A 23,103-nucleotide genomic window follows, 5' to 3' on the forward strand; every position below is an offset into this window, starting at 1 on the left:
AGCGTAACAGCTCACTGGTCTAAATAAGGGTCTTTGCGCCGAAAATGTAACGGGGCTAAAGCCATGCACCGAAGCTGAGGATTGTGGCAACCTTCGGGTTGCTTCAGTGGTAGCGGAGCGTTCCGTAAGTCTGTGAAGGCGGACCCGTGAGGGCTGCTGGAGATATCGGAAGTGCGAATGTTGACATGAGTAACGATAAAGGGAGTGAGAGACTCCCTCGCCGAAAGACCAAGGGTTCCTGCTTAAAGTTAATCTGAGCAGGGTTAGCCGGCCCCTAAGACGAGGCGGACACGCGTAGTCGATGGGAACCACGTTAATATTCGTGGGCCTGGTGGTAGTGACGGATCTCGTGTGTTGTTCAACCTTATTGGATTGGTTGGGCGGCGAAGAGGTTCCAGGAAATAGCTCCACCGTATAGACCGTACCCGAAACCGACACAGGTGGTCAGGTAGAGTATACCAAGGCGCTTGAGAGAACTATGTTGAAGGAACTCGGCAAATTGCACGCGTAACTTCGGAAGAAGCGTGACCCTTTTGTACGCAAGTATGATGGGGTGGCACAGACCAGGGGGTAGCGACTGTTTATCAAAAACACAGGGCTCTGCGAAGTAGCAATACGACGTATAGGGTCTGACGCCTGCCCGGTGCTGGAAGGTTAAAGGGAGGGGTGCAAGCTCTGAACTGAAGCCCCAGTAAACGGCGGCCGTAACTATAACGGTCCTAAGGTAGCGAAATTCCTTGTCGGGTAAGTTCCGACCTGCACGAATGGCGTAACGACTTCCCCGCTGTCTCCAACATAGACTCAGTGAAATTGAATTCCCCGTGAAGATGCGGGGTTCCTGCGGTCAGACGGAAAGACCCCGTGCACCTTTACTATAGCTTTACACTGGCATTCGCCAAGGCATGTGTAGGATAGGTGGTAGGCTTTGAAGCAGGGACGCCAGTTTCTGTGGAGCCATCCTTGAAATACCACCCTTATCTTCGTGGATGTCTAACCGCGGTCCGTTATCCGGATCCGGGACAGTGTATGGTGGGTAGTTTGACTGGGGCGGTCGCCTCCGAAAGAGTAACGGAGGCGCGCGATGGTTAGCTCAGACCGGTCGGAAATCGGTCGTCGAGTGCAATGGCATAAGCTAGCCTGACTGCGAGACTGACAAGTCGAGCAGAGACGAAAGTCGGTCATAGTGATCCGGTGGTCCCGTGTGGAAGGGCCATCGCTCAACGGATAAAAGGTACGCCGGGGATAACAGGCTGATGACCCCCAAGAGTCCATATCGACGGGGTTGTTTGGCACCTCGATGTCGACTCATCGCATCCTGGGGCTGGAGCAGGTCCCAAGGGTATGGCTGTTCGCCATTTAAAGCGGTACGTGAGTTGGGTTCAGAACGTCGTGAGACAGTTCGGTCCCTATCTGCCGTGGGTGTAGGAATATTGACAGGATCTGTCCCTAGTACGAGAGGACCGGGATGGACGTATCTCTGGTGGATCTGTTGTCCTGCCAAGGGCATAGCAGAGTAGCTATATACGGAATGGATAACCGCTGAAGGCATCTAAGCGGGAAACCAACCTGAAAACGAGTGTTCCCTATCAGAGCCGTGGAAGACGACCACGTCGATAGGACGGGTGTGGAAGCACAGCAATGTGTGAAGCTTACCGTTACTAATAGCTCGATCGACTTCTTCGTTCCCATTGATTATGTTCATCGAACAAAGTTCGATGACATCATCTTCTGTCCTGACGCCCGAAGGGCTCCGGACGGGCCGCGCCACAGGGCGCGACGACCTCTGGTCTGTATGGCTGCCATGCTCATTGTTGAGCAAAGGTGGAATACCGACAGGTCACAGAAAGACGTGTAATTAAGATAAAAAGTGGCAATGCCACCCAGCTTCTCGAAACAACAGTTTCCATGTGAAAACATGGTCTGTGATCGCTTGGATCAGACGTTGCCTCATATGCGAGGTGACCGTATGGCCAATTGGTGTCCCCTGTGAGCGGCAAGCGAACAGGATAAGGTACACCAATAAACAAGCAATCATATGATCCATGCGAAACGCATGGATCATATGTTGCGTTTTGCCGACCTGGTGGTTATCGCGGGGCGGCCGCACCCGTTCCCATTCCGAACACGGCCGTGAAACGCCCCAGCGCCAATGGTACTTCGTCTCAAGACGCGGGAGAGTAGGTCGCTGCCAGGTCTGCAAAACGCAACTCAAAATCTTCTCAATCACACTCTTCGGCCCAGCCGACAAAAAGGGCCGCTACATGCGGCCTTTTGTCATTCAAGGCAAAGATTTAAAGGCAATAAAAATGGCGTACAAAATCATGTGCGCCCCTTAAAGGAGATAAATTGCTCCGCAATTTACTCCGCCAGAGTTCCGTCGTCGCTAAAGCAACGACGCAGACGCGACATTCGGCTTCGCCGAATGCGCTGGTAACGCGGGGTGGAGCAGCCCGGTAGCTCGTCAGGCTCATAACCTGAAGGCCGCAGGTTCAAATCCTGCCCCCGCAACCAAAATTTACATGACTATCAAAGGGCTCCGAGGAAACGCGGAGCCTTTTTTGCTTTCGTTGTGGCTGGTAAAAAATCAATCACGCTATCTACTGCCACGGCCAAATCCATCTTCGGCATTGCCATGGGCTGCAAAACCGTGATGATGCACCATCACTCCACTTCGGACAAAAACCGCCGTGACCGCTGATCCCTTGCATATCCTCAAGACCGTCTATGGCTACGATGCGTTTCGCGGAAGGCAGGCAGACATCATTCGGCATGTAATGGCGGGAAACAATGCCTTTGTTTTGATGCCGACCGGCGGCGGAAAGTCGCTTTGTTACCAGATCCCTGCGCTTGCTCGTAATGGCATGGGATTGATCGTTTCGCCGCTCATCGCACTGATGGTCGATCAGGTCGCTGCCCTGCGTCAGGCCGGGGTGCGGGCCGAAGCCCTCAATTCCGATCTTTCCCCGGAAGAGCGGCGCGCGCTATGGCGGGACATGCGGGCCGGCAAGGTCGATATTCTTTATGCCGCGCCGGAAACCCTGCTCAAGCCGGATGTACTCGATGCGTTGCAATCCATCGACCTGTCGTTGATCGCCATCGACGAGGCCCATTGCCTGTCGCAATGGGGGCATGATTTCCGGCCGCCCTACCGCCAGCTCGACACGCTGATCGAGCGTTTTCCCGATACGCCGCGCATGGCGCTGACGGCGACGGCCGACGAACCCACGCGCGCCGAAATTCTCGGTCACCTGGGGATTGAAGAACACGATGCCTTCATTGCTGGGTTCGACCGGCCTAATATCCGCTATGCGATCATGGAAAAGGACAATCCGCGCGCGCAGCTGAAGCGCTTTTTGAAGGATCGCGACGGTGAGAGCGGTATCGTCTATTGCCTTTCCAAACGCAAGGTGGACGAAACGGCGGCATGGCTGCGGGAGGAGGGGCGCGATGCGTTGCCCTATCACGCCGGCATGGACAAGGCCGCCCGTGAGGAAAACCAGACCCGTTTCCAGCACGGCGAGGCGGTCATCATCGTCGCGACCGTCGCTTTCGGCATGGGTATAGACAAGCCGGATGTGCGCTTCGTGGTGCATGTCGACCTGCCCGGCAGTATCGAGGCCTATTATCAGGAAACAGGCCGAGCCGGTCGTGATGGTTTGCCGTCGGACGTGCTCATGCTCTATGGCTATGAAGATATTGCCCTGCGCAATCGTTTCATCGAAGAATCTGATGCCGCGGACCAACGCAAATATATGGAGCGCCAGAAGCTCGATGCGCTGCTCGGCCTCGCAGAAACGGCCAGTTGCCGCCGGCAGGTTCTGCTCTCCTATTTCGGCGACCGGTGCGAGCCCTGCGGCAATTGCGATACCTGCGCCGAGCCGCCGGACCTGTTTGACGGGGCCATCGCCGCGCAGAAACTTCTGTCCTGTATTTATCGCACGGGTGAACGTTTTGGCCAGGCCTATGTCATCCGCGTATTGCTGGGTGTCGAGGACGAGCGGATTTCCCGCTTCGGCCATGACCGCATTACCACCTACGGGATAGGGAAGGAGCACGACAACCGCATGTGGCGCGCCATCCTGCGTCAGCTGGTTGCGTTACGCATGATTGAAGTGGATCTGTCCGGACATGGCGGCCTGTCCATCTCCGAGGATGGACGGCGGTTCCTGCGTGAAAAACCGGCATTAATGCTGAGGATACCATCCGCTCCCCGTTCCGCACGGCAGCAGACGCCGCGCAACACGGTATCGACGGTCTTGCCGGAATCCGATCGCAGCCTTTTTGAGGCGCTGCGTGCCAAGCGTATGGAGATCGCCCGGGCACAGAACGTTCCGCCCTATGTGATTTTCCACGACAAGACCCTCATGGAACTCGCGGCGATAAAACCGGCCTCGGCGAAGGAAATGGCTGAGATTCCCGGCGTCGGGGACACCAAGCTGGAACGATACGGGCCTGCCTTTCTGGCGGCGATCATGCAGCACGCCGCTGGCGAGTGACCTGAAGATATCCAAATTGATAGCCTATTCATGAAATCACAGAGCGCTGCGAAGGCTCAGCCGGTCGTGTCCTTGAACAGAACGTTCTGATCGATGAGATAACGCGAAAATAGGGGCAAGCTGGCGCCGCCGATTGCCCGCGCCTGGCTACCGACCGCGCCTTCGATGATGTCAGGCACCGTGACGCCCTGCAGATCGTGGTGTTTAAGGGCAAGGCGGGTGGCGGCGACAATCCTTGTTCTGACCCAGTCGGGAAAACCGCCATCGATGATGACGCTTGAAAAATCGATGATGGAGGCTGCGGCAATGACGGCCTGCGCCAGCGCCGCGGCGGTTTTCCTGATCCAGCTTTCCAGCGGCTCGCCGAAATCGATCCACTCGTCCGGGGAAAACCACAGGGGGCGCGGATCGATGCCCTTTTCGCGCAACATGTTTTCCAGAACGAAGATCGACGCGATTTTCAGAAGCTGGACGGTATTGCCATCCTGCCCCTGCACCGGCAGGGGGCCGATGGCGCCGGCCGTTCCCGTCTTTCCGGAAAACAGCGCCGAATTCAAAACGACGCCGCCGCCTATGAAAGAGCCGATGAAGACGTAAAGAAAATCCGGATAGTGCTGGCCTGCACCAAAAACCAGTTCGGCGCCGCAGGCGCTGGTGGCGTCGTTCTGCAGAAAAACCGGATAGCTGACGTTTTCAGCAATTTCCGACCGGATATCGACGCCCCGCCACCGCTCCATTTCAATCTGCGGTGCACCCACTTCCTGCGCCCAGTTCCACAATTCAAATGGAGCGGCGACGCCGACGCCGGCAATTTTCTCCCGCTCCGCAGGGGAAAGCTTCGATTCGAGTTCCGTTATGCCGTCGATCACGAACGGCAATATCCATTCCGGCAGGGGGTAGGGGTAGGTTCTGCGCAGCTTGAGCCTGATCCGGCCGACAAAATCCATCAGCACGAGATCGACGCTGCGTCGGCCGATCTTCACACCGAAAGAAAAAACGGCGTCGGGATTAAGCCGCATCGGCGTCGATGGCTGGCCGACTTTGCCGCGCAGTCTTTCACCGCGAATGAGAAGCCCGTCCTTTTCAAGTGAGCGCATGATAACCGAGACGGTCTGTGCTGAAAGGCCGCAAAGTCTTGATATCTCAGCTTTTGACAGTCCGCCGTGGCGACGAACGAGAGACAGCACGAGCCGCTCATTATAAGCGCGCACGCCGACCTGGTTGGCGCCGCCGCTTATATCCATGGTGGTGGGCGCCGCCGGGGGCGCCGTCTCGACAGATTGTCTCATAATGTCATCCTCCCGCCCGCAATATCCGCCGCGACCGATACAGCAGGCTTTATGGCAATCGTGCTATCGCAACGTTAAACGACGTGGCGATATTCCTCCCTGCCGCATATTAGAATGCCATAGGGAATTAATAATTCAATCGGATTTATTTATTGACAGGCGTTTCCTTTGGTGGTTCCATCTGAGCCAACGGTCGTCGATCTCGGAGGAGACGGGATCGTCGGGTAACCGTCACGGTGCTCAAATATCCATTGGGAGGATCTCATGAAGACCACTGTTTCCGCTCTTCTGGGCGCGCTTGCGCTTGGCGTTTCTTTCGCGTCCGTTGCGTCTGCGGCCGATACCTCGGTTTGCCTCATCACCAAAACCGATACCAATCCCTTTTTCGTCAAGATGAAAGAAGGCGCGACCGCCAAGGCCAAGGAACTTGGCGTGACGCTGAAATCCTATGCCGGGAAGATCGATGGCGATTCCGAAAGCCAAGTGGCCGCCATCGAAACCTGCATTGCCGATGGTGCCAAGGGTATCCTGATTACCGCATCGGATACCAAGGGCATCGTTCCAGCAGTACAGAAGGCGCGTGATGCCGGCCTTCTGGTCATTGCCCTCGATACGCCGCTCGAACCCGTTGATGCTGCCGATTCCACCTTCGCCACCGACAATCTTCTTGCCGGTGAACTGATCGGCAAATGGGCTGCCGGTACGCTTGGCGACAAGGCCAAGGATGCGAAAATCGCCTTCCTCAACCTCACCCCCTCCCAGCCGACAGTGGACGTGCTGCGCAACCAGGGCTTCATGAAGGGCTTTGGCATCGACGTGAAGGACATCAACAAGATCGGCGACGAGGACGATCCGCGCATCGTTGGCCATGACGTCACCAATGGTAACGAAGAAGGCGGCCGCGCTGCGATGGAAAATCTGCTGCAGAAGGATCCGACTATCAATGTCGTCCACACCATCAACGAGCCCGCAGCAGCCGGTGCTTATGAGGCGCTGAAAGCGGTCGGCCGTGAAAAGGATGTTCTGATCGTTTCTGTCGACGGCGGTTGCCCGGGCGTCAAGAACGTGGCGGAAGGCGTGATCGGCGCGACCTCGCAGCAATACCCGCTGCTGATGGCGGCTCTCGGCGTCGAAGCCGTCAAGAAGTTTGCCGACACGGGTGAAAAGCCGAAGCCGACCGAAGGCAAGAACTTCGTCGATACCGGCGTGACGCTGGTGACCGACAAGCCGGTCAAGGGCCTCGATTCGATCGATACGAAGGAAGGTCTCAACAAGTGCTGGGGCTGATGCCTCGCCGTTGAAACCCGCGGGGGCATTTGTGCCCCCGCCCTTGGACCAGAATGAATATCAGGCACGATCCGGGGGATCGGACAAAGGAACAAACGAGCGCGTCGCGCGTCCTGCGGGGATGATAAGGGCCGCTTCACAACACTTTGAAATCTACGCGTCATTCTCTTTGGAGATAGACCCCGGCGTCAGGGCGGGTGCGATAGAGCGATCGGGAGGAAAATCCATGAGCGATCAACCGGTGCGGCCTCAGCCGCATAATGAATTTGAAAAGGTGCTTTCGGGAAGTTCGACGCAGGTCGCCGCTTTCGATACGCACGACAAGAGTGTGCTGGAAAAACTGCAGCACTTTCTCCATTCCAGCCCGGCGGCCGTTCCGCTTATCGTTTTGGTGCTGTCGCTGATAGTTTTCGGTCTGCTTCTCGGCGGCAAGTTTTTCTCGGCCTTCACGCTGACCCTTATTTTGCAGCAGGTCGCCATCGTCGGTATTGTCGGCGCGGCGCAGTCGCTGGTCATCCTAACGGCGGGCATCGATCTGTCGGTTGGCGCGATCATGGTCCTGTCCTCCGTCATCATGGGGCAGTTCACCTTCCGTTACGGCTTGCCGGCGGAATTCGCCATTCTCTGTGGCCTTGCCGTCGGCGCATTTTGCGGTTTCATCAACGGTATTCTGGTGTCGCGCATGCGGCTGCCTCCCTTCATCGTCACGCTCGGCATGTGGCAGATCGTGCTGGCCACCAATTTTCTCTACTCCGCCAACGAAACAATCCGCGCCCAGGACATTGCCCAGCAAGCGCCTATCCTGCAATTTTTCGGTAGCAGCGTCCGCTTCGGCAGTGCGGTCTTCACCTATGGCGTCATCGCCATGGTCCTGCTCGTCGCCCTGCTTTGGTATGTGCTGAATCGCACCGCCTGGGGTCGCCATCTTTATGCGGTGGGTGACGATCCGGATGCCGCCGAACTTGCCGGTGTCAACGTAAAGCGCATGCTGACGACCGTTTACACCCTGTCCGGCCTCATATGCGCCTTTGCCGGCTGGGCCTTGATCGGGCGTATCGGCTCGGTTTCACCGACGGCCGGCCAATTCGCCAATATCGAATCCATCACTGCGGTGGTTATCGGCGGCCTTTCGCTGTTCGGCGGGCGCGGCTCGATTATGGGTATGATTTTCGGTGCGTTGATCGTCGGCGTCTTTTCGCTCGGCCTCCGGCTTATCGGAACAGATCCGCAATGGACCTATCTCTTGATCGGCGTCCTCATCATCATGGCTGTAGCAATCGACCAGTGGATCAGAAAGGTAGCAGGCTGATGGCAAAAGAACCCATTCTCACAGCACGCAGTCTCGTCAAGCGCTATGGTCGTGTGACCGCCCTCGACCATGCCGATTTCGATCTCTATCCCGGAGAAATCCTGGCCGTGATCGGCGACAACGGCGCCGGCAAATCCTCTCTCATCAAGGCGATTTCCGGTGCCGTGACACCCGATGAAGGGGAGATCAGACTGGAAGGCCAGCCCGTCCAGTTCCGCTCGCCAATCGAGGCGCGAAAGGCCGGCATCGAGACGGTCTATCAGAACCTCGCGCTTTCGCCGGCGCTTTCCATAGCCGACAATATGTTTCTCGGGCGGGAAATCCGTAAATCCGGCATTCAGGGCAGTTTGTTCCGGGCGCTGGACCGCCCGGCCATGGAAAAATTCGCCCGCGAGAAACTGTCGGAACTCGGCCTGATGACGATTCAGAACATCAATCAGGCAGTGGAAACCCTTTCCGGCGGTCAGCGTCAGGGTGTGGCGGTGGCGCGTGCGGCAGCCTTTGGCTCCAAGGTCGTCATCCTCGACGAACCGACGGCGGCGCTTGGTGTCAAGGAAAGCCGACGTGTTCTGGAGCTTATCCTCGACGTGCGCTCCCGCGGCCTGCCGATCGTCCTGATCTCGCATAACATGCCGCATGTCTTCGAGGTCGCGGATCGCATCCATATCCACCGGCTAGGCAAGCGCCTGTGCGTCATCAATCCGAAGGACTATTCGATGTCGGATGCCGTCGCCTTCATGACCGGTGCCAAGGAAGCGCCGAAGGAAACGCTTGCCGCATGACGCTGAAGCTTGAAACGATCGCCGAGGATGTTCTTCGGCGGGCAGAAGGTAAATCCCGTTTTATCGTCGCCATTGCCGGTCCCCCTGGGGCCGGCAAATCCACGCTGGCAGATGCGCTTTGTGATGCTTTGCTCGCACGAGGCGAAACGGCCGCCGTCCTGCCCATGGACGGCTTCCATATGGACAATGGCATTCTTGAAGAACGGGGGCTGCTGCCGCGAAAGGGCGCGCCCGAAACATTCGACGTGCGCGGTTTCCTTGATATCGTCTCCGCCGTTCGTAAGGGGGGCAAGGAAGTTCTTGTCCCGGTTTTCGACCGCTCCCGCGAAATCGCCATTGCCTCTGCCCGAGCGATTGCGCCGGACACGCGCCTGATCCTTGCCGAAGGCAATTATCTGCTGCTCAACGAGGCGCCCTGGACGACACTGGCCGGCAGCTTCGATCTCACTATTTTTGTGGGTCCATCCGTCGCGGTGCTTGAAGAGAGACTGCGCAACAGATGGCAGGGTTATGGCCTCGATGCCACTCAAATCCACGCCAAACTGTTCGAAAACGATCTTCCCAACGGAAAAAGGGTGATCGAAAACGCCCGTCCCGCCGATATTCGCATCGATATCTGGGAATAGATTAACGCTTTTCTCTCTTTGAGCAACGGCACGCATGTGCTGTTAAGTCGTTGTTAACCATGTGTTGAATCTTTTTGATCCACAGGGTAGGGCTTTCCTGTGTCTATTCATTGACGCAAAAAAATCCTCATATACTATATGTGGTGTTCGAGGTTCTTCCGATTCGCAAGGATTGGGAGCTAAGACGGGAATTCGGTGCGTGACGCCATCAGGGCGAAGCAAGGCCGAAACTGCCCCCGCAACTGTAAGCGGCGAGCATCGTTCCGATTTGGGTCACTGGAGCTTAGCGCACCGGGAAGACTGGAATAGATGTTGTGACCCGCAAGTCAGGAGACCTGCCTTGAGCGCAAACGTCCACGGGCGGGGTGTCCGGAGGAAGGTGTCTGACGCAAATGATTTGCGTGCGCCCTTTTCTGCCCCCTCCAGAACAAGCTTCGGGGTGAAGTCATGCCAGTGCATTTGTTTGAGTTGCTGCGCTCGTCGGCGTAGAGAGTGATTTTACGCGGCTAAAAGCTGCGCACGCCCACCCTAATGAAAGATCCATCGCCGCCCGATTGCGATTGCAATCGGCAATGTTGAGCCGTGTCCGCAACCGGCTTCGAGAGAGGAAATTATGACCGTCACCGTTTACAGCAAGCCGGCCTGCGTCCAATGCACTGCCACTTACCGCGCCCTCGACCGCATCGGCGTTCCCTATGAGATCATCGATATTTCCGAAGATGCTGACGCGCTCGATCATGTTCGTGGCCTCGGTTACATGCAGGTTCCGGTTGTCGTTGCCGGCGAACGCCATTGGGCGGGTTTCCGGCCGGATATGATCGGCGCAATCAGCTGAGGCGGCAGGGCGATGGGCCTGATCGTCTATTATTCCAGCCGTTCTGAAAACACCCATCGTTTCCTTCTGAAACTGGGACGGCGATTGTTTCGCCTGCCGCTTGGCGTTGAGGAAGATGTTCCCCACGTGTCCGAGCCCTATGTGCTCGTCACCCCCACCTATGGGGGTGGCGGTACAAAAGGGGCCGTGCCGAAACCGGTCATCCGGTTTTTGAACGAGCCCTCCAACCGAAATCTCATTCGCGGCGTCATCGCGGCGGGCAACACGAATTTTGGCGCAGCTTTCGCATCCGCCGGAGATATCGTCTCGCGTAAATGCGCTGTGCCGTTTCTCTATCGTTTCGAGCTTCTCGGCACGGAAGAAGATGTCGCCAACGTCAAACATGGATTGGAACGATTTTGGACACGCTGACCTCAAGCGCGCTGCGCAAGGATGCCAAACAGCCCGTAGCCGCAAGCCAGAAACCGGTTGATGCGGCTCTGGACTACCACGCGCTGAACGCGATGTTGAACCTTTATGACGAGAACGGGAAAATCCAGCTCGACAAGGATCGCCTGGCTGCCCGGCAATATTTTCTCCAGCACGTCAACCAGAACACTGTGTTTTTCCATAATCTCAGGGAAAAGCTCGATTATCTGGTGGCGGAAGGATATTACGAGCAGGAGGTACTGGACCAGTACTCCTTCAATTTCGTTCGCGACCTCTATGACGAAGCCTATGCCCGGAAATTCCGCTTTCCGACATTTCTCGGGGCGTTCAAATATTATACCTCCTACACGCTGAAGACTTTCGACGGAAAACGTTACCTCGAGCGTTACGAGGATCGCGTCTGCATGGTGGCGCTGGCCCTTGCACGCGGTGATGAGCAGCTTGCCCGCAATCTGGTCGATGAGATCATTTCCGGCCGCTTCCAGCCGGCAACCCCAACATTCCTCAACGCCGGCAAGAAGAGCCGCGGCGAGCTGGTCTCGTGTTTTCTGCTGCGTGTGGAAGACAATATGGAAAGCATCGGCCGCTCCATCAATTCGGCGTTGCAGCTTTCCAAGCGCGGCGGCGGCGTGGCCCTGTCCTTGACCAATATTCGCGAGGCCGGCGCGCCGATCAAGCAGATCGAAAACCAGTCATCCGGCGTCATTCCCGTGATGAAGCTGCTGGAAGACAGCTTTTCCTATGCCAACCAGCTTGGCGCGCGCCAGGGTGCCGGCGCGGTCTATCTGCACGCCCACCACCCGGATATCATGCGCTTCCTCGATACCAAGCGTGAAAATGCCGACGAGAAAATCCGCATCAAGACGCTATCGCTCGGCGTGGTGATCCCCGATATCACCTTCGAACTCGCCCGCAATAATGAGGATATGTATCTGTTTTCGCCCTATGATGTGGAGCGGATCTATGGCGTGCCTTTCACCGAAATCTCGGTCACCGAAAAATACCATGAAATGGTAGCCGACAGCCGTATCCGTAAGAAGAAGATCAAGGCGCGCGAATTCTTCCAGGTGATCGCCGAAATCCAGTTCGAGAGCGGTTACCCCTACATCATGTTCGAAGATACGGTGAACCGCGCCAATCCGATTGCCGGCCGTATCAGCATGAGCAATCTCTGCTCGGAAATCCTGCAGGTCAGCGAAGCGAGCGAGTTCAACGCCGATCTCTCCTATAGCCAAATGGGCAAGGATATTTCCTGCAATCTCGGCTCGCTCAACATTGCTGCGGCAATGGATTCGGCCGATTTCGGCAAGACCATCGAGACCTCCATCCGGGCGCTGACGGCGGTATCGGATATGAGCCACATTTCCTCCGTTCCCTCGGTGGAAAAGGGCAATGATGCGAGCCACGCTATCGGCCTCGGCCAGATGAACCTGCACGGTTATCTGGCGCGCGAACGCATCTTTTATGGCTCCGAAGAAGGCGTCGATTTCACCAATATCTACTTCTACACCGTCACCTATCACGCCATCCGTGCCAGCAATCGGCTGGCCGTAGAACGGGGCCAGAGCTTCAAGGGCTTTGAGAACTCCAAATATGCCTCGGGCGACTATTTCGACAAATATACCGACCGGGAATGGCTGCCCGCGACGGAAAAGGTCCGTGAGCTCTTCGAAAAGGCCGGCATTGCCATTCCGACACAGGACGACTGGAAGGCACTGAAGCAGGACGTGATGGCATCAGGTCTCTATAACCAGAACCTGCAGGCCGTACCGCCAACGGGTTCGATCTCCTATATCAACCACTCCACCTCTTCCATTCATCCGATTGTCTCGAAGATCGAAATCCGCAAAGAGGGCAAGATCGGCCGCGTTTATTATCCGGCTTCCTATCTCTCGAACGACAATCTCGAATATTATCAGGATGCCTATGAGATCGGCCCGGAAAAGATCATCGACACCTATGCGGCGGCCACCCAGCATGTCGATCAGGGCCTGTCGCTGACGCTGTTCTTCCGCGATACGGCGACGACGCGCGATATCAACCGCGCGCAGATCTATGCCTGGAAAAAGGGCATAAAGACCATCTATTACATCCGTTTGCGCCAGATGGCGCTGGAAGGCACGCAGGTTCAGGGCTGCGTTTCCTGCACGCTCTGATTTGAGGGACAAAAGAATGAATATCGCCGTAAAACCCGCGTCCCGTATCCGCGCGGTCAACTGGAACCGCGTTGAGGACGAAAAAGACCTCGAAGTCTGGAACCGCCTGACCTCGAACTTCTGGCTGCCGGAAAAGGTGCCGCTTTCCAATGACATCCCCTCCTGGGGGACGTTGAAGCCGGAAGAGCAGAAACTGACGATCCGTGTCTTCACCGGGCTGACATTGCTCGACACTATCCAGAACGGCGTCGGCGCCGTGCGCCTGATGCCGGATTCGGCGACGCCGCATGAGGAGGCCGTGCTTTCGAATATCTCCTTCATGGAGGCGGTGCACGCCCGTTCCTATTCGTCGATTTTCTCGACGCTGTGCCCCACGCCTGACGTTGACGACGCCTATCGCTGGTCGGAGGAAAACGAGTTTCTGCAACGCAAGTCCGCGATCATCATGCGGGAATATGACAGCGGCGATCCGCTGAAGAAAAAGATCGCCAGCGTCTTTCTGGAAAGCTTCCTGTTCTATTCCGGCTTCTATCTGCCGATGTTCTGGTCAAGCCGCGCCAAGCTTACCAACACGGCGGATTTGATCCGCCTCATCATCCGCGATGAGGCCGTGCACGGCTATTATATCGGTTACAAGTTCCAGCGGGCGCTGGACCGTCTTGGCGAGGCGCAAAGACAGGAGATCAAGGATTTTGCTTTCGATCTCCTGCTCGAGCTCTACGACAACGAGGCAAAATACACCGAAGACCTCTATGACGGCGTCGGCCTGACCGAAGACGTCAAGCAGTTCCTGCATTACAACGCCAACAAGGCCCTTATGAATCTGGGTTATGAGGCGCTGTTTCCGGCCGAGGCCTGCCGGGTCAACCCGGCGATTCTCTCGGCGCTCTCGCCCAATGCCGATGAAAATCACGACTTCTTCTCAGGCTCCGGTTCGTCCTATGTCATCGGCAAGGCGGTCGCCACCGAGGATGAAGACTGGGATTTCTGAAGCCGGAACTGTCAGCACGAGCCCGCACACTATTGCGGGTTCACCACCTGGCTCGCAAGCCGGAAGGGGCTGGAGACGGTTGCGCCGATTGCATCGAACACGAAGGCGCCTGCGCGGCCTATGCCATTTTGGCCGTTGCCGTTCCGGCTTGCTTCCAGCTGCGGCACCAGCGACGCCAGCGCGGCATAGCGGTCATGGTTGAGCGGGTCAGATGCCTTGAGGTTGGAGATATCCACGAACTGAACCCCTTCTTTCAGGGCGGCTTCCTGGACCTTTGGATCGGTGACATCCAGTGCGCCAATCCGTGTCACGTCTGCGCCCAGTATAGAAGACGCTTTCAGGGCGCGGTCGTCCTTGGACACGAGGACTGTGAGTGGTGGGTTTAGGCGTCCAACCACGTCGATCTGCTTGCGGAAGACATCGGCATCGATATCTGGGGCGGCCAGAACCACCTGCAGCTTTGCGATGACGTCGTTTCTGCCCTCGAAGCGCAACTGTCGCAACGCTTCCATGACCAGCCAACCGCCCATACTATGGCCGAAGACGACGATGTTCTTGCGTGGAGACTGGCGCGTAAGATCGGTCAGCAGATTGGCAAGCGCATCGCGCGAATAAGTCGCCGATTCCTTGTCCGCCACATAGCCTGTGACATTGGCCTGCGATGGCCAGGAAAAGACCAGCGGAACGCCATCGAGATTGGCATCGGCAGCCATCTGCGCTGCGCGGAAAAGCGCCTCCTGATAGCTGTAGTTATAGCCGTGCACAAAAAGCGCGATCTGCTTGCGGGATCGCGTAATATCGCCGAGGTCGCTGTTGAAACTCGCCCTATCCAGCATCTGCGCCTGTGTGACGACGAAATCCTTCTTGGCATCCGGTTTTCCAGTCGACCATTCGATTTTTCCACTCTTGTGGGTCGGTGGTATCGAAATATCGAAGCGGGCATAATTCGGCTCGGCCGCGCGAAGGGCGCTGAACCCCTTTTTTGCCTCTTCGCTTTTTTCACGCGTACTCGCCACATAGGCCGTAACGATTTTAGCGTCCTTCGCCCTTGTATTGACGGCTTGCAGCACATCCGCTCCCGGCCGTCCGGCGCAGGATGACAGAAGGCTGATCATAAGAACGAAAGAAAGAATGAGGCGCATGGACGGGTTACCGGTGACAACGAAAGTCCATAAATAGCTGCCCGCTAAAAAAGTTGCCACTACTGAATAATTCGCGTGGTTTTGACGCTCGTCGATGGGCTCGGGCATTCGCCACCTTGCCATCCGGCCAGCTTCGTTTTAGGCCGTAAAGATGACGAACAAGGTGTCGCTTTCCCGACTTAAACTCACGGACTTCCGCAACTATGCGGCCGCCGCACTTGTGCTTGATGGGCGCCACGTGGTGCTGACCGGTGACAACGGTTCCGGCAAGACAAACCTTCTGGAGGCGGTTTCGTTTCTTTCGCCGGGACGTGGCCTGCGCCGTGCCGTCCTGTCCGACGTCACCCGCGTGGGTGCAGAGGCAACCGGGTTTTCGATCTTCGCCGATGTCGAGGGCATGGATGGTGAGGTCGCGATTGGCACCGGGATCGAAGGTGATGGCGAGGTGGTATCGCGTCGCCTGCGGCTGAACGGCACGCCGGTGAAGTCCGTCGATGAATTGACCGACCATTTGCGGGTTCTGTGGCTGACGCCTGCCATGGATGGCCTCTTTACCGGTTCGTCATCGGACCGCCGGCGTTTTCTCGACCGGCTGGTCCTGTCGCTCGATCCGGGTCACGGCCGGCGCGCAAGCGATTTCGAAAAGGCCATGCGTGGCCGCAACCGCCTGCTTTCGGAAGGCCGTTTTGATCCGGTCTGGCTGGATGGCATTGAAAAACAGATGGCGGAACTCGGCATCTCCATGGCGGTCGCCCGTTATGAAATGCTCGGCCTGCTGAAGACCCTGATCGAAGGAAGGGCTGGCAATGCAGCCTTCCCATCCGCGGCGCTGTCGCTTGCCGGCTTTATGGATGACAGGCTCAACCGTCCGGCTGTCGATCTGGAAGACGAATATGGTCTTATGCTGCGGGACGGCAGGTATCGGGACGCGGCCGCAGGCCGCACGCTGGAGGGGCCGCACCGTGTCGATCTTTTCGTGCGCCACGCGGAAAAGGACATGGAAGCCGAACGCTGTTCGACCGGAGAGCAAAAAGCGTTGTTGGTGGGGCTGGTGCTTGCCCATGCGCAACTGACAGCCAATATGACCGGTTATGCGCCGGTTCTATTGCTGGACGAAATTGCCGCCCATCTGGACGAGGGCAGACGGGCCGCCCTGTTCGATCTCATCCACGCGCTGGGCGGTCAGAGTTTCATGACCGGAACGGATGCGGCCATGTTCTCCGCTCTCGGCGAGCGGGCACAGTTCTTTAATGTCTCCCATGGGGGCATCACGGCATGACGGCAGAGAAATGGAGTACGGCATGGACCCGCTGAGCCCGGAAGAAATCGAACGTTACAAGCGGCACATTCTGCTGCCGGAAATCGGTGGCACCGGGCAGCAACGGCTGAAGGCGGCACGGGTGCTGGTAATAGGCGCCGGCGGCCTCGGCGCTCCCGTCCTTCAATATCTTGCCGCCGCCGGTGTCGGCACGCTCGGCATGATCGATGATGATGTGGTCTCCCTCTCCAATCTCCAGCGGCAGGTGATCCATGACACCGGCACCATTGGCGAGTTGAAAACGGAAAGTGCCCGCCAGACTATCGCCCGGCTCAATCCGCATGTCCGCACGCTTATGTATGAAGAACGTTTCTCGCAGGTCTGGGCGCATGACCATCTGCAATCCTTCGATCTCCTTATAGACGGCTCGGATAATTTCGATACGCGTTATACGGCCGCCGATGCCGCGGAGGCTGCGAAAAGACCATTGGTAACGGGAGCTGTCGGCCGTTTTGATGGTTCGGTGACGGTGCTGAAACCCTATGAGACAACTACCGAGGGCGCTCGGCTGCCCGGCTATCGTGACCTGTTTCCGGAACCGCCGCCGCAGGGCCTCATTCCCAGTTGCGCGGAAACAGGCATTGTCGGCGCGCTGACGGGGGTTATCGGTACGCTTATGGCCATGGAGGCGATCAAGGTTATCACCGGTGCCGGAGAGCCGTTGATCGGCCGCCTGCTCCTCTATGACGCCCTGTCGGCCCGTTTCGAAACCGTGCGATACAAGCGGCGTCCAGGAGGGAAAAAACCATGACGGAGATTGTCAGGATCGGGGAGGAGTTCGATCGCTGGCAGGAATTGCTGGCGCTTATCGTGTCCTCCTTCGCTTATATGGATGGCGTCATCGACCCGCCGTCCTCGGCTCATCGCCTGACGCTGGAAAATCTTGCCGAGAAGGCGAGGGCGGAGATCGCTTTCGTGGCGCTTGATGGCGATGAGATTGTCGGTTGCCTATTTTGCCGACCGGAGCCGCCGGCCTGTCTTTATGTCGGCAAACTCTGTGTTTCCCCCAAAGCGCAGGGAAAGGGTATAGGCGGGATGCTGCTGGAGCAGGCCGAAGCGCTCGCCCGCGAATTGGCGTTACCGGCGCTGCGGCTGGAAACTCGCATCGAGCTTATCGCTAATCATACCAAATTCGCCGCCTGGGGTTTCGTCAAGACCGCCGAAAACGCCCATGCCGGCTATAATCGCACGACCTCGATCGAAATGACCAAATTCATCGGCTGAACCGGCTCAGTTCCGCCCCGGCAGCACCCGGTTCGGCGGACGGTGGCCGTCGAATAGCGTGCGGATGTTGATGATGACCTTATCACCCATCTCGATACGGCCCTCGATTGTTGCAGAGCCCATATGCGGAAGCAGCACGACCTTGCCTTCCTTGGCCAGCTTGATGAGCTTGGGGTTTACGGCAGGCTCGTTCTCATAGACATCGAGACCGGCGCCTGCGATCTTGTCTTCGCGCAGGCACTGGATCATCGCCGCCTCGTCGATAATATCGCCGCGCGCGGTATTGACGATGTAGCTGGTGGGCTGCATCAGGGCCAGCCGCCGGGCCGAGATCAGGTGATAGGTCGCGGGCGTCGAGGGGCAATTGACGGAGACGATATCCACCCGCGCCAGCATCTGGTCGAGACTGTCCCAATAGGTCGCTTCAAGCTCTGCTTCCGTTGCCGGATTGACGCGTTTGCGATTGTGATAATGAATGGAGAGGCCAAAGGCCTTGGCGCGCCGTGCCACCGCCGTTCCGATGCGGCCCATCCCGACAATGCCGATGCGCTTGCCGGAAATGCGCCGTCCCAGCATCCATGTCGGCGACCAGCCGAGCCACTCGTCCGCGCCATTGGCAAGCACCCGCGTGCCTTCGATCATGCGGCGCGGCACGGCGAGCACGAGAGCCATGGTGATGTCGGCGCTGTCCTCAGTCAGCACATTGGGCGTGTTGGTGACGGTAATGCCCTTTCGGGCCGCGGCATCCACATCCACATGGTCGATACCGTTGGAGAAGCTGGCGATGAGTTTCAGTTGCGGTCCTGCCTGCTCAATCATCGCTGCGGTGATGCGGTCGGTAACGGTGGGCACGAGCACGTCTACCCTTTGCATGGCGGCGACAAGCTCCGTCTCGCTGCGCGGCGTATCGTCTATATTCAGTTCGGCATCGAAGAGTTCGCGCATTCTGGTTTCGACGACGTCAGGCAATTTGCGGGTTATATAGACTGTCGGTCTCTTCTTGTGGGTCATCGTTTGCCGCTGCCTTGTTCAGAAGTCATTAACCAGAAAGAGCGATAATTTCTTTCAATCAGGGCGTTTCTACCAGACCCACCGGCGAAGACAAACAAAACTCGCTGAAGCTTGAGGCATGTGGAAACGAGCCTCCTTAAATATCATCCGGTTTGCAGAAGGCGGGAAACGGAAATGGGCATGCGCAGTGTGGTTTCTATCGTTTGCATTGCATTGTCTTTGGGCCTCTTCGGTGCGGCAACCGAAGTCATGGCGCAGGGCGCCGCCAAAGGCGCAAGCGGCCTGCCGCTGCCGCGTTTTGTCAGCCTGAAATCAAAGCGCGTCAATATGCGCATCGGCCCGAGTACGGATTATGCCGTGTCCTGGATGTATTTGAAATCGGGAATGCCGGTCGAAATCATCCAGGAATATGAAAACTGGCGGCGCATCCGCGATGCCGATGGTACGGAAGGCTGGGTCAATCAGGCCCTGCTCTCCGGTGAGCGAACGGCCGTTGCGGCCCCGTGGATGCGTGGCAAGGGCAAGGAAGTTTACGTGAACATGCGCCGCGAGGCGCAGTCGGGCGCTGCCGTTGTGGCGCGGCTTGAGCCGGGCGTCGTCTTCAGGATCGGCGAATGCAATGGCGACTGGTGCCGCGCCGAGGCCGGTCAGGCCTCGGGCTGGGTTTCGCAGGGCGAAATCTGGGGCGCTTACCCGGGCGAGGCCTTTAAATAAGGCCGTGCTTTTCGCCAAGCGCCTTGAGCGATGACATGGGGCGCGGGCCGATCTGCTGAATGACGGCGGCAGCCGCAAGGCAGCCAAGCTTGCCGCAATCTTCAAGCGAACGGTCCTGCGTATAGCCGAACAGGAAGCCTGCGGCGAAAAGGTCGCCCGCACCCGTCGTGTCTACCACGTCATGCACGGGATAAGCGTCCACCTTCACGCGTTCCGCGCCGCGCAGGATGACGGCGCCTTCTTCGCTCATCGTCACCGCGGCGATCTTACAATCAGCGGCAATTTTTGTCAGTGCAAGCTCGAAGTCATCGGTTTCGTAAAGCGAAAGCGCTTCCTGCTTGTTGGCGAAAACGATGTCCACAGTACCGGAACGCATCAGGTCCAGAAACTCGTCGCGATAGCGGCCGACACAAAAGCTGTCGGAAAGCGTCATGGAGACTTCACGCCCATTCTCATGCGCAATGCGGGCGCATTCGCGAATGGCGTCCTTGGCGCGCGGCGGGTCCCACAGGTAACCTTCGAAATAGGTTACCTTTGTCTCAGCCACCACATCTTCTTCCACGTCTTCCGGGCCGAGATCGACACAGGCGCCGAGATAGGTGTTCATCGAACGCTCGCCGTCTTCGGTCACGAAGATCATTGAGCGGGCGGTCGGCGGGAACGTGCCTTCCGGCTTGGTTTCGAAATAAACACCCTGCGCGCGGATATCGTGCTGGAAAATTTCCCCGAGCTGGTCTTCGGCCACCTTGCCGAAATAAGCGGCTTTTCCGCCGAAATTCGCCACACCCGCCGCCGTGTTGCCAGCACTGCCGCCGGAGGCTTCGAGAGCCGGCCCCATCAGCGAATAAAGCAGCTCCGCCCGTTCCGCATCGATGAGGTTCATCGCGCCTTTGGTAATGGCGTTGTCGTTGAGAAAGCGATCGTCGCAGCGGGAAATGATGTCGACGATGGCATTGCCGACAGTCAGTACGTCGAATTTCGTCATAGGCCCTATCCGTTTCGCACGGGGTGTGCGTATTTTTCGAAAGGTCTTAAACATTTCTGGCGGCAAGAAAAGCCCAAACAGAAAATATGCGGTTCCGCGCGAGGAGCGAAAACGCGTCATCTGCTTGTAATGTAGGTAGGTTATTTCATTTGTCAGAGCAAAAGGTGTGTGAATGCATACCGGAATGGAAGACATGATGGTCTTCTGGCTCAACCGTTATCTCCGCCACGGATGTACTGGCGGCATATAACGGACATAAAAGGCGGGGGAGACCCCGCTTTTTCTTTTTTAGTAACGTTAGGCCTTGCGGATTTTACGGGCCAAGATGAGCTTTCTACCCAAAGCGGCTCAAGAGTTTTGTCTTTCTTGGGCGCCATGTGGAGAAAACAAAGAGTGGGAGCGTTTTCGCGATTCCATTCCCGTGGAAAACGCTCTAAAGCGGATTATCTCCCGCAAAAGCCGCGAAAGCTTTCCCTCCATGTCTGCCGTTGCCGCGAATGTCGCCCCGATTTTCATTCTCATCCTTATCGGGTGGCTCACCGTCAAGGCCGGTCTGTTCAGGGCCGATGCCGGCGATATTCTCAGTGACTTCGTGTTCAAGATCGCGGTGCCGACATTGATCTTCCGCACGCTTGCGGAAGCGAATTTTCACGGCGCATCGCCGTTCCGGCTCTGGATCACCTATTTCGCCGGCGTGACCGTCACCTGGACGGTCGGGCATATCGTCACCCGTTATGTCTTCAGGCAGGATATGCGCATTGCCGTCATTGCCGGCATTTCCTCAGCATTTGCGAACAATATCTTCATCGGCCTGCCGTTGGTCGGACGCTCCGTCGGCGATGAGGGGCTGGTGGCTCTCTCCATCCTGCTCGCCATTCACCTGCCGGTGATGATGATCGCCGGCACGATCCTCATGGAAAACGCCACACATAAGGCGGTCGGCGGCGAAAGGCGCAGCATGGCTGCGGTGTTCAGGCAGGTGGGCCGCAATCTCATCACCAATCCGCTGGTGATAGGCCTTGTCATCGGGCTTTCGACCAATGTCTCCGGCGTCGCATTAACGCCCATTCTGAAAACCGTGGTCGATCAGATCGCGTCTATGGCGGGGCCGGCGGCGCTTATTTCGCTTGGCATGGCGCTGACCAAATACACCATTCGCGGCAATATGGGTATTGCCGTCACCATGACGGTGTTCAAGCTCCTGCTGCTGCCCGCCTGTGTGTGGGCAATGGGTCATGCGCTCGGTCTCAGCCGGGAATGGACGGCGGCGCTCGTGCTCACCTCGTCGGTGCCGACGGGAGTGAATGCCTGGCTTATCGCCAACCGCTTTGGCATCGGCCACAGCGTTGCCGCCTCCACCATCAGCATTTCCACAGCGACCGGCGTTCTTTCCGTGTCGCTATGGGCATGGCTGTTGAGCTGATTATTCCGCGGCCTTGATTATTTCTGGGCGCTCAGAATCTTGAAGCGGGCGTTGCGGCACACTTCAGTGCTGGTGCGGAATTCAGCCGCGAGCACCGGCTCATAGGGCATGCCTCGATTGGCGACCATCAGCAGCTTGCCGCCGCTGCGCAGCGCGCCGGCGGCAGCCTTGATGAAGGCCTGACCGAGGGCAGGTTCTGCTGCCTGTCCCGCCGCATGGAAAGGGGGGTTCATGATGATGAGGTCGTATTTTTCCTTCGGCGGCTCGTTTGCCAGATCCTGCCAGAAGAAGCGCGCCGTCAGCCGCGGATTGTTTTCGAGAAGATTGGTCTTTGCAAATTCCAGCGCGTTCCAGTCTGCTTCGAACAGATCGATACGGGCCGTGCGCGGCGATTTCTCGGCCAGCATGACGGAGAGGTAACCCCAGCCCGCGCCGAAATCGGCGGCGTTGCCGTCAAAATCGGTCGGCAGGCGCGATGCGAGCAGTTCCGAGCCGTCATCCACGCGGTCATGGGAAAACATGCCGGGGAGGGCGGTGAAGCGGCCTTCAACCGTTACCGGCCTCTGGGCGAGCTTCGATACGACGCCCGCAACATCGTCCGGTCGTTTGAACCAGAGCGCGACGCCATGGTATTTTGGTGTCGATTCCGCTTCGATGCCAAGTTTCGCCAGCGTCTTGCGCAGCGTCACGATACCGTCTTCTTTCGATCCGGCTGCGACGATGAGGCCGCCGGCCTTTACGCGCGAAAGCACTTCGGCGACGCGGTTTTCATTCTCGCCGCGATGTTTGCCGCAAAGCAGCAGAGCCACATCGTAATCTTCGCCCGAAATATCAGGAGTCACTTCTGCGCCTTGAGCCTGCAGAGCACGATAAAGCGGACGTAGATGTTGAACCGCGACGATCTCCGCGTCGAATCCATCCAGCCGCGGACCGGCTTCCGCTCCCAGAAACAGAACGCGTTCGCCCTCCTTCGGCATGGAAAGCATGTCCGAGGCAAAGGGGTGGAAAAGGGTTTTCACGGCGTCACGGCTCATGGGAGCATCCTCAAGGTCAAATAGAAAAAAGGCGCGGGCAAAACCCGCGCCT

Annotated in this window: 19 protein-coding genes, 1 tRNA gene, 2 rRNA genes and 1 riboswitch (1 of these 23 cut by a window edge); of the genes, 17 read left to right on the forward strand and 5 right to left on the reverse strand. The window is 57.6% G+C overall.

The features are described from left to right. The 4 genes from O9X91_RS08575 to recQ all read left to right on the forward strand — a co-directional run. Window positions 1–1,683: ribosomal RNA gene (locus tag O9X91_RS08575) — 23S ribosomal RNA — on the forward strand (it extends 1,376 nt beyond the left edge of the window). A 396-nt stretch (window positions 1,684–2,079) separates the two neighbouring features. Then, window positions 2,080–2,194 (forward strand): 5S ribosomal RNA (gene rrf, locus O9X91_RS08580). A 240-nt stretch (window positions 2,195–2,434) separates the two neighbouring features. Further along, window positions 2,435–2,511 (forward strand) — tRNA-Met (locus O9X91_RS08585). 176 nt (window positions 2,512–2,687) lie between these two features. Next, a complete protein-coding gene (gene recQ, locus O9X91_RS08590) occupies window positions 2,688–4,496 on the forward strand; it encodes a DNA helicase RecQ (RefSeq protein WP_142914240.1) in 1,809 nt (602 codons plus the stop codon). Between the two features lie 56 nt (window positions 4,497–4,552). On the opposite strand, the gene O9X91_RS08595 is transcribed toward recQ, so the two are convergent. Then, a complete protein-coding gene (locus O9X91_RS08595) occupies window positions 4,553–5,785 on the reverse strand; it encodes an ROK family transcriptional regulator (protein WP_077983296.1) in 1,233 nt (410 codons plus the stop codon). 264 nt (window positions 5,786–6,049) lie between these two features. Between O9X91_RS08595 and O9X91_RS08600 the strand changes: the two genes are divergently transcribed. From O9X91_RS08600 to nrdF, 8 genes are all read left to right on the forward strand, one after another. Further along, window positions 6,050–7,072 carry a sugar ABC transporter substrate-binding protein gene (locus O9X91_RS08600; RefSeq protein ID WP_077983295.1) on the forward strand — a complete coding sequence of 341 codons (1,023 nt, stop codon included), beginning with the start codon at window positions 6,050–6,052 and terminating at the stop codon, window positions 7,070–7,072. Window positions 7,073–7,298: 226 nt separating this feature from the next. Next, window positions 7,299–8,381 (forward strand): ABC transporter permease, encoded by a 1,083-nt coding sequence (locus O9X91_RS08605; protein WP_080792015.1) that lies wholly within the window; start codon window positions 7,299–7,301, stop codon window positions 8,379–8,381. Further along, complete coding sequence (locus O9X91_RS08610) at window positions 8,381–9,163, forward strand: ATP-binding cassette domain-containing protein (protein ID WP_077983293.1); 783 nt, start codon at window positions 8,381–8,383, stop codon at window positions 9,161–9,163. Before O9X91_RS08605 ends, O9X91_RS08610 begins: the two co-directional genes overlap by 1 nt. After that, window positions 9,160–9,789: a nucleoside triphosphate hydrolase gene (locus O9X91_RS08615; protein ID WP_269834225.1), complete on the forward strand. Its 630-nt coding sequence runs from the start codon at window positions 9,160–9,162 to the stop codon at window positions 9,787–9,789. The genes O9X91_RS08610 and O9X91_RS08615 overlap by 4 nt, the downstream gene beginning before the upstream one ends. A gap of 133 nt (window positions 9,790–9,922) precedes the next feature. Beyond that, a riboswitch (cobalamin riboswitch) is annotated at window positions 9,923–10,146 on the forward strand. A 256-nt stretch (window positions 10,147–10,402) separates the two neighbouring features. Further along, window positions 10,403–10,624: a glutaredoxin-like protein NrdH gene (gene nrdH, locus O9X91_RS08620; RefSeq protein ID WP_020011298.1), complete on the forward strand. Its 222-nt coding sequence runs from the start codon at window positions 10,403–10,405 to the stop codon at window positions 10,622–10,624. A 12-nt stretch (window positions 10,625–10,636) separates the two neighbouring features. Beyond that, window positions 10,637–11,035 (forward strand): class Ib ribonucleoside-diphosphate reductase assembly flavoprotein NrdI, encoded by a 399-nt coding sequence (gene nrdI / locus O9X91_RS08625; RefSeq protein ID WP_020812691.1) that lies wholly within the window; start codon window positions 10,637–10,639, stop codon window positions 11,033–11,035. Further along, entirely contained in the window at window positions 11,023–13,209 is a 2,187-nt protein-coding gene (nrdE, locus tag O9X91_RS08630) for a class 1b ribonucleoside-diphosphate reductase subunit alpha (protein WP_269834224.1), read from the forward strand. The genes nrdI and nrdE overlap by 13 nt, the downstream gene beginning before the upstream one ends. 16 nt (window positions 13,210–13,225) lie before the next feature. Next, window positions 13,226–14,200 carry a class 1b ribonucleoside-diphosphate reductase subunit beta gene (gene nrdF, locus O9X91_RS08635; protein ID WP_269826211.1) on the forward strand — a complete coding sequence of 325 codons (975 nt, stop codon included), beginning with the start codon at window positions 13,226–13,228 and terminating at the stop codon, window positions 14,198–14,200. A 29-nt stretch (window positions 14,201–14,229) separates the two neighbouring features. Here nrdF and O9X91_RS08640 read toward each other — a convergent pair whose 3' ends face one another. Continuing rightward, window positions 14,230–15,342 (reverse strand): alpha/beta hydrolase, encoded by a 1,113-nt coding sequence (locus tag O9X91_RS08640; protein ID WP_162520629.1) that lies wholly within the window; start codon window positions 15,340–15,342, stop codon window positions 14,230–14,232. Window positions 15,343–15,493: 151 nt separating this feature from the next. On the opposite strand from O9X91_RS08640, the gene recF reads away from it, so the two are divergent. Genes recF through O9X91_RS08655 form a run of 3 tightly spaced genes read left to right on the forward strand, consistent with a single transcriptional unit; the run spans window position 15,494 to window position 17,884 of the window. Beyond that, window positions 15,494–16,621 (forward strand): DNA replication/repair protein RecF, encoded by a 1,128-nt coding sequence (gene recF, locus O9X91_RS08645; protein ID WP_137409535.1) that lies wholly within the window; start codon window positions 15,494–15,496, stop codon window positions 16,619–16,621. A gap of 22 nt (window positions 16,622–16,643) precedes the next feature. Next, the gene (locus O9X91_RS08650) at window positions 16,644–17,411 is read left to right on the forward strand and encodes a molybdopterin-synthase adenylyltransferase MoeB (protein WP_142914235.1); all 768 of its coding nucleotides are present in this window, start codon (window positions 16,644–16,646) and stop codon (window positions 17,409–17,411) included. Continuing rightward, window positions 17,408–17,884, forward strand: coding sequence for a GNAT family N-acetyltransferase (locus tag O9X91_RS08655; RefSeq protein WP_142914234.1), 477 nt, complete (start codon window positions 17,408–17,410; stop codon window positions 17,882–17,884). Before O9X91_RS08650 ends, O9X91_RS08655 begins: the two co-directional genes overlap by 4 nt. A 6-nt stretch (window positions 17,885–17,890) precedes the next feature. Here the strand turns inward: O9X91_RS08655 and O9X91_RS08660 are convergent, their stop codons facing one another. Then, entirely contained in the window at window positions 17,891–18,895 is a 1,005-nt protein-coding gene (locus O9X91_RS08660; RefSeq protein WP_077983282.1) for a 2-hydroxyacid dehydrogenase, read from the reverse strand. Window positions 18,896–19,075: 180 nt separating this feature from the next. Between O9X91_RS08660 and O9X91_RS08665 the strand changes: the two genes are divergently transcribed. Continuing rightward, window positions 19,076–19,609 carry an SH3 domain-containing protein gene (locus O9X91_RS08665; protein WP_169538602.1) on the forward strand — a complete coding sequence of 178 codons (534 nt, stop codon included), beginning with the start codon at window positions 19,076–19,078 and terminating at the stop codon, window positions 19,607–19,609. Here the strand turns inward: O9X91_RS08665 and O9X91_RS08670 are convergent. Further along, window positions 19,602–20,594: an adenosine kinase gene (locus O9X91_RS08670; protein WP_142914233.1), complete on the reverse strand. Its 993-nt coding sequence runs from the start codon at window positions 20,592–20,594 to the stop codon at window positions 19,602–19,604. The two genes, O9X91_RS08665 and O9X91_RS08670, sit on opposite strands and share 8 nt — an antisense overlap. Before the next feature lie 478 nt (window positions 20,595–21,072). On the opposite strand from O9X91_RS08670, the gene O9X91_RS08675 reads away from it, so the two are divergent. Beyond that, the gene (locus O9X91_RS08675; protein ID WP_077983301.1) at window positions 21,073–22,017 is read left to right on the forward strand and encodes an AEC family transporter; all 945 of its coding nucleotides are present in this window, start codon (window positions 21,073–21,075) and stop codon (window positions 22,015–22,017) included. 17 nt (window positions 22,018–22,034) lie between these two features. Here the strand turns inward: O9X91_RS08675 and O9X91_RS08680 are convergent, their stop codons facing one another. After that, complete coding sequence (locus O9X91_RS08680) at window positions 22,035–23,051, reverse strand: class I SAM-dependent methyltransferase (RefSeq protein ID WP_142914232.1); 1,017 nt, start codon at window positions 23,049–23,051, stop codon at window positions 22,035–22,037. Between the last annotated feature and the right edge of the window lie 52 nt (window positions 23,052–23,103).

Source organism: Agrobacterium salinitolerans, assembly GCF_027498475.1.
Taxonomy (GTDB): domain Bacteria; phylum Pseudomonadota; class Alphaproteobacteria; order Rhizobiales; family Rhizobiaceae; genus Agrobacterium; species Agrobacterium salinitolerans.

Excerpts from the sequence above, each read along its gene's own strand:
- nrdF (WP_269826211.1), top strand. The coding sequence starts at position 13,226 with ATGAATATCGCCGTAAAACCCGCGTCCCGTATCCGCGCGGTCAACTGG.
- O9X91_RS08660 (WP_077983282.1), bottom strand. The coding sequence starts at position 18,895 with ATGACCCACAAGAAGAGACCGACAGTCTATATAACCCGCAAATTGCCT.
- O9X91_RS08650 (WP_142914235.1), top strand. The coding sequence starts at position 16,644 with ATGGACCCGCTGAGCCCGGAAGAAATCGAACGTTACAAGCGGCACATT.
- O9X91_RS08640 (WP_162520629.1), bottom strand. The coding sequence starts at position 15,342 with ATGCGCCTCATTCTTTCTTTCGTTCTTATGATCAGCCTTCTGTCATCC.
- nrdI (WP_020812691.1), top strand. The coding sequence starts at position 10,637 with ATGGGCCTGATCGTCTATTATTCCAGCCGTTCTGAAAACACCCATCGT.
- O9X91_RS08680 (WP_142914232.1), bottom strand. The coding sequence starts at position 23,051 with ATGAGCCGTGACGCCGTGAAAACCCTTTTCCACCCCTTTGCCTCGGAC.
- O9X91_RS08615 (WP_269834225.1), top strand. The coding sequence starts at position 9,160 with ATGACGCTGAAGCTTGAAACGATCGCCGAGGATGTTCTTCGGCGGGCA.
- O9X91_RS08610 (WP_077983293.1), top strand. The coding sequence starts at position 8,381 with ATGGCAAAAGAACCCATTCTCACAGCACGCAGTCTCGTCAAGCGCTAT.
- O9X91_RS08675 (WP_077983301.1), top strand. The coding sequence starts at position 21,073 with ATGTCTGCCGTTGCCGCGAATGTCGCCCCGATTTTCATTCTCATCCTT.
- O9X91_RS08670 (WP_142914233.1), bottom strand. The coding sequence starts at position 20,594 with ATGACGAAATTCGACGTACTGACTGTCGGCAATGCCATCGTCGACATC.
- nrdH (WP_020011298.1), top strand. The coding sequence starts at position 10,403 with ATGACCGTCACCGTTTACAGCAAGCCGGCCTGCGTCCAATGCACTGCC.
- O9X91_RS08600 (WP_077983295.1), top strand. The coding sequence starts at position 6,050 with ATGAAGACCACTGTTTCCGCTCTTCTGGGCGCGCTTGCGCTTGGCGTT.
- O9X91_RS08655 (WP_142914234.1), top strand. The coding sequence starts at position 17,408 with ATGACGGAGATTGTCAGGATCGGGGAGGAGTTCGATCGCTGGCAGGAA.
- O9X91_RS08665 (WP_169538602.1), top strand. The coding sequence starts at position 19,076 with ATGCGCAGTGTGGTTTCTATCGTTTGCATTGCATTGTCTTTGGGCCTC.
- O9X91_RS08595 (WP_077983296.1), bottom strand. The coding sequence starts at position 5,785 with ATGAGACAATCTGTCGAGACGGCGCCCCCGGCGGCGCCCACCACCATG.
- recF (WP_137409535.1), top strand. The coding sequence starts at position 15,494 with ATGACGAACAAGGTGTCGCTTTCCCGACTTAAACTCACGGACTTCCGC.
- O9X91_RS08605 (WP_080792015.1), top strand. The coding sequence starts at position 7,299 with ATGAGCGATCAACCGGTGCGGCCTCAGCCGCATAATGAATTTGAAAAG.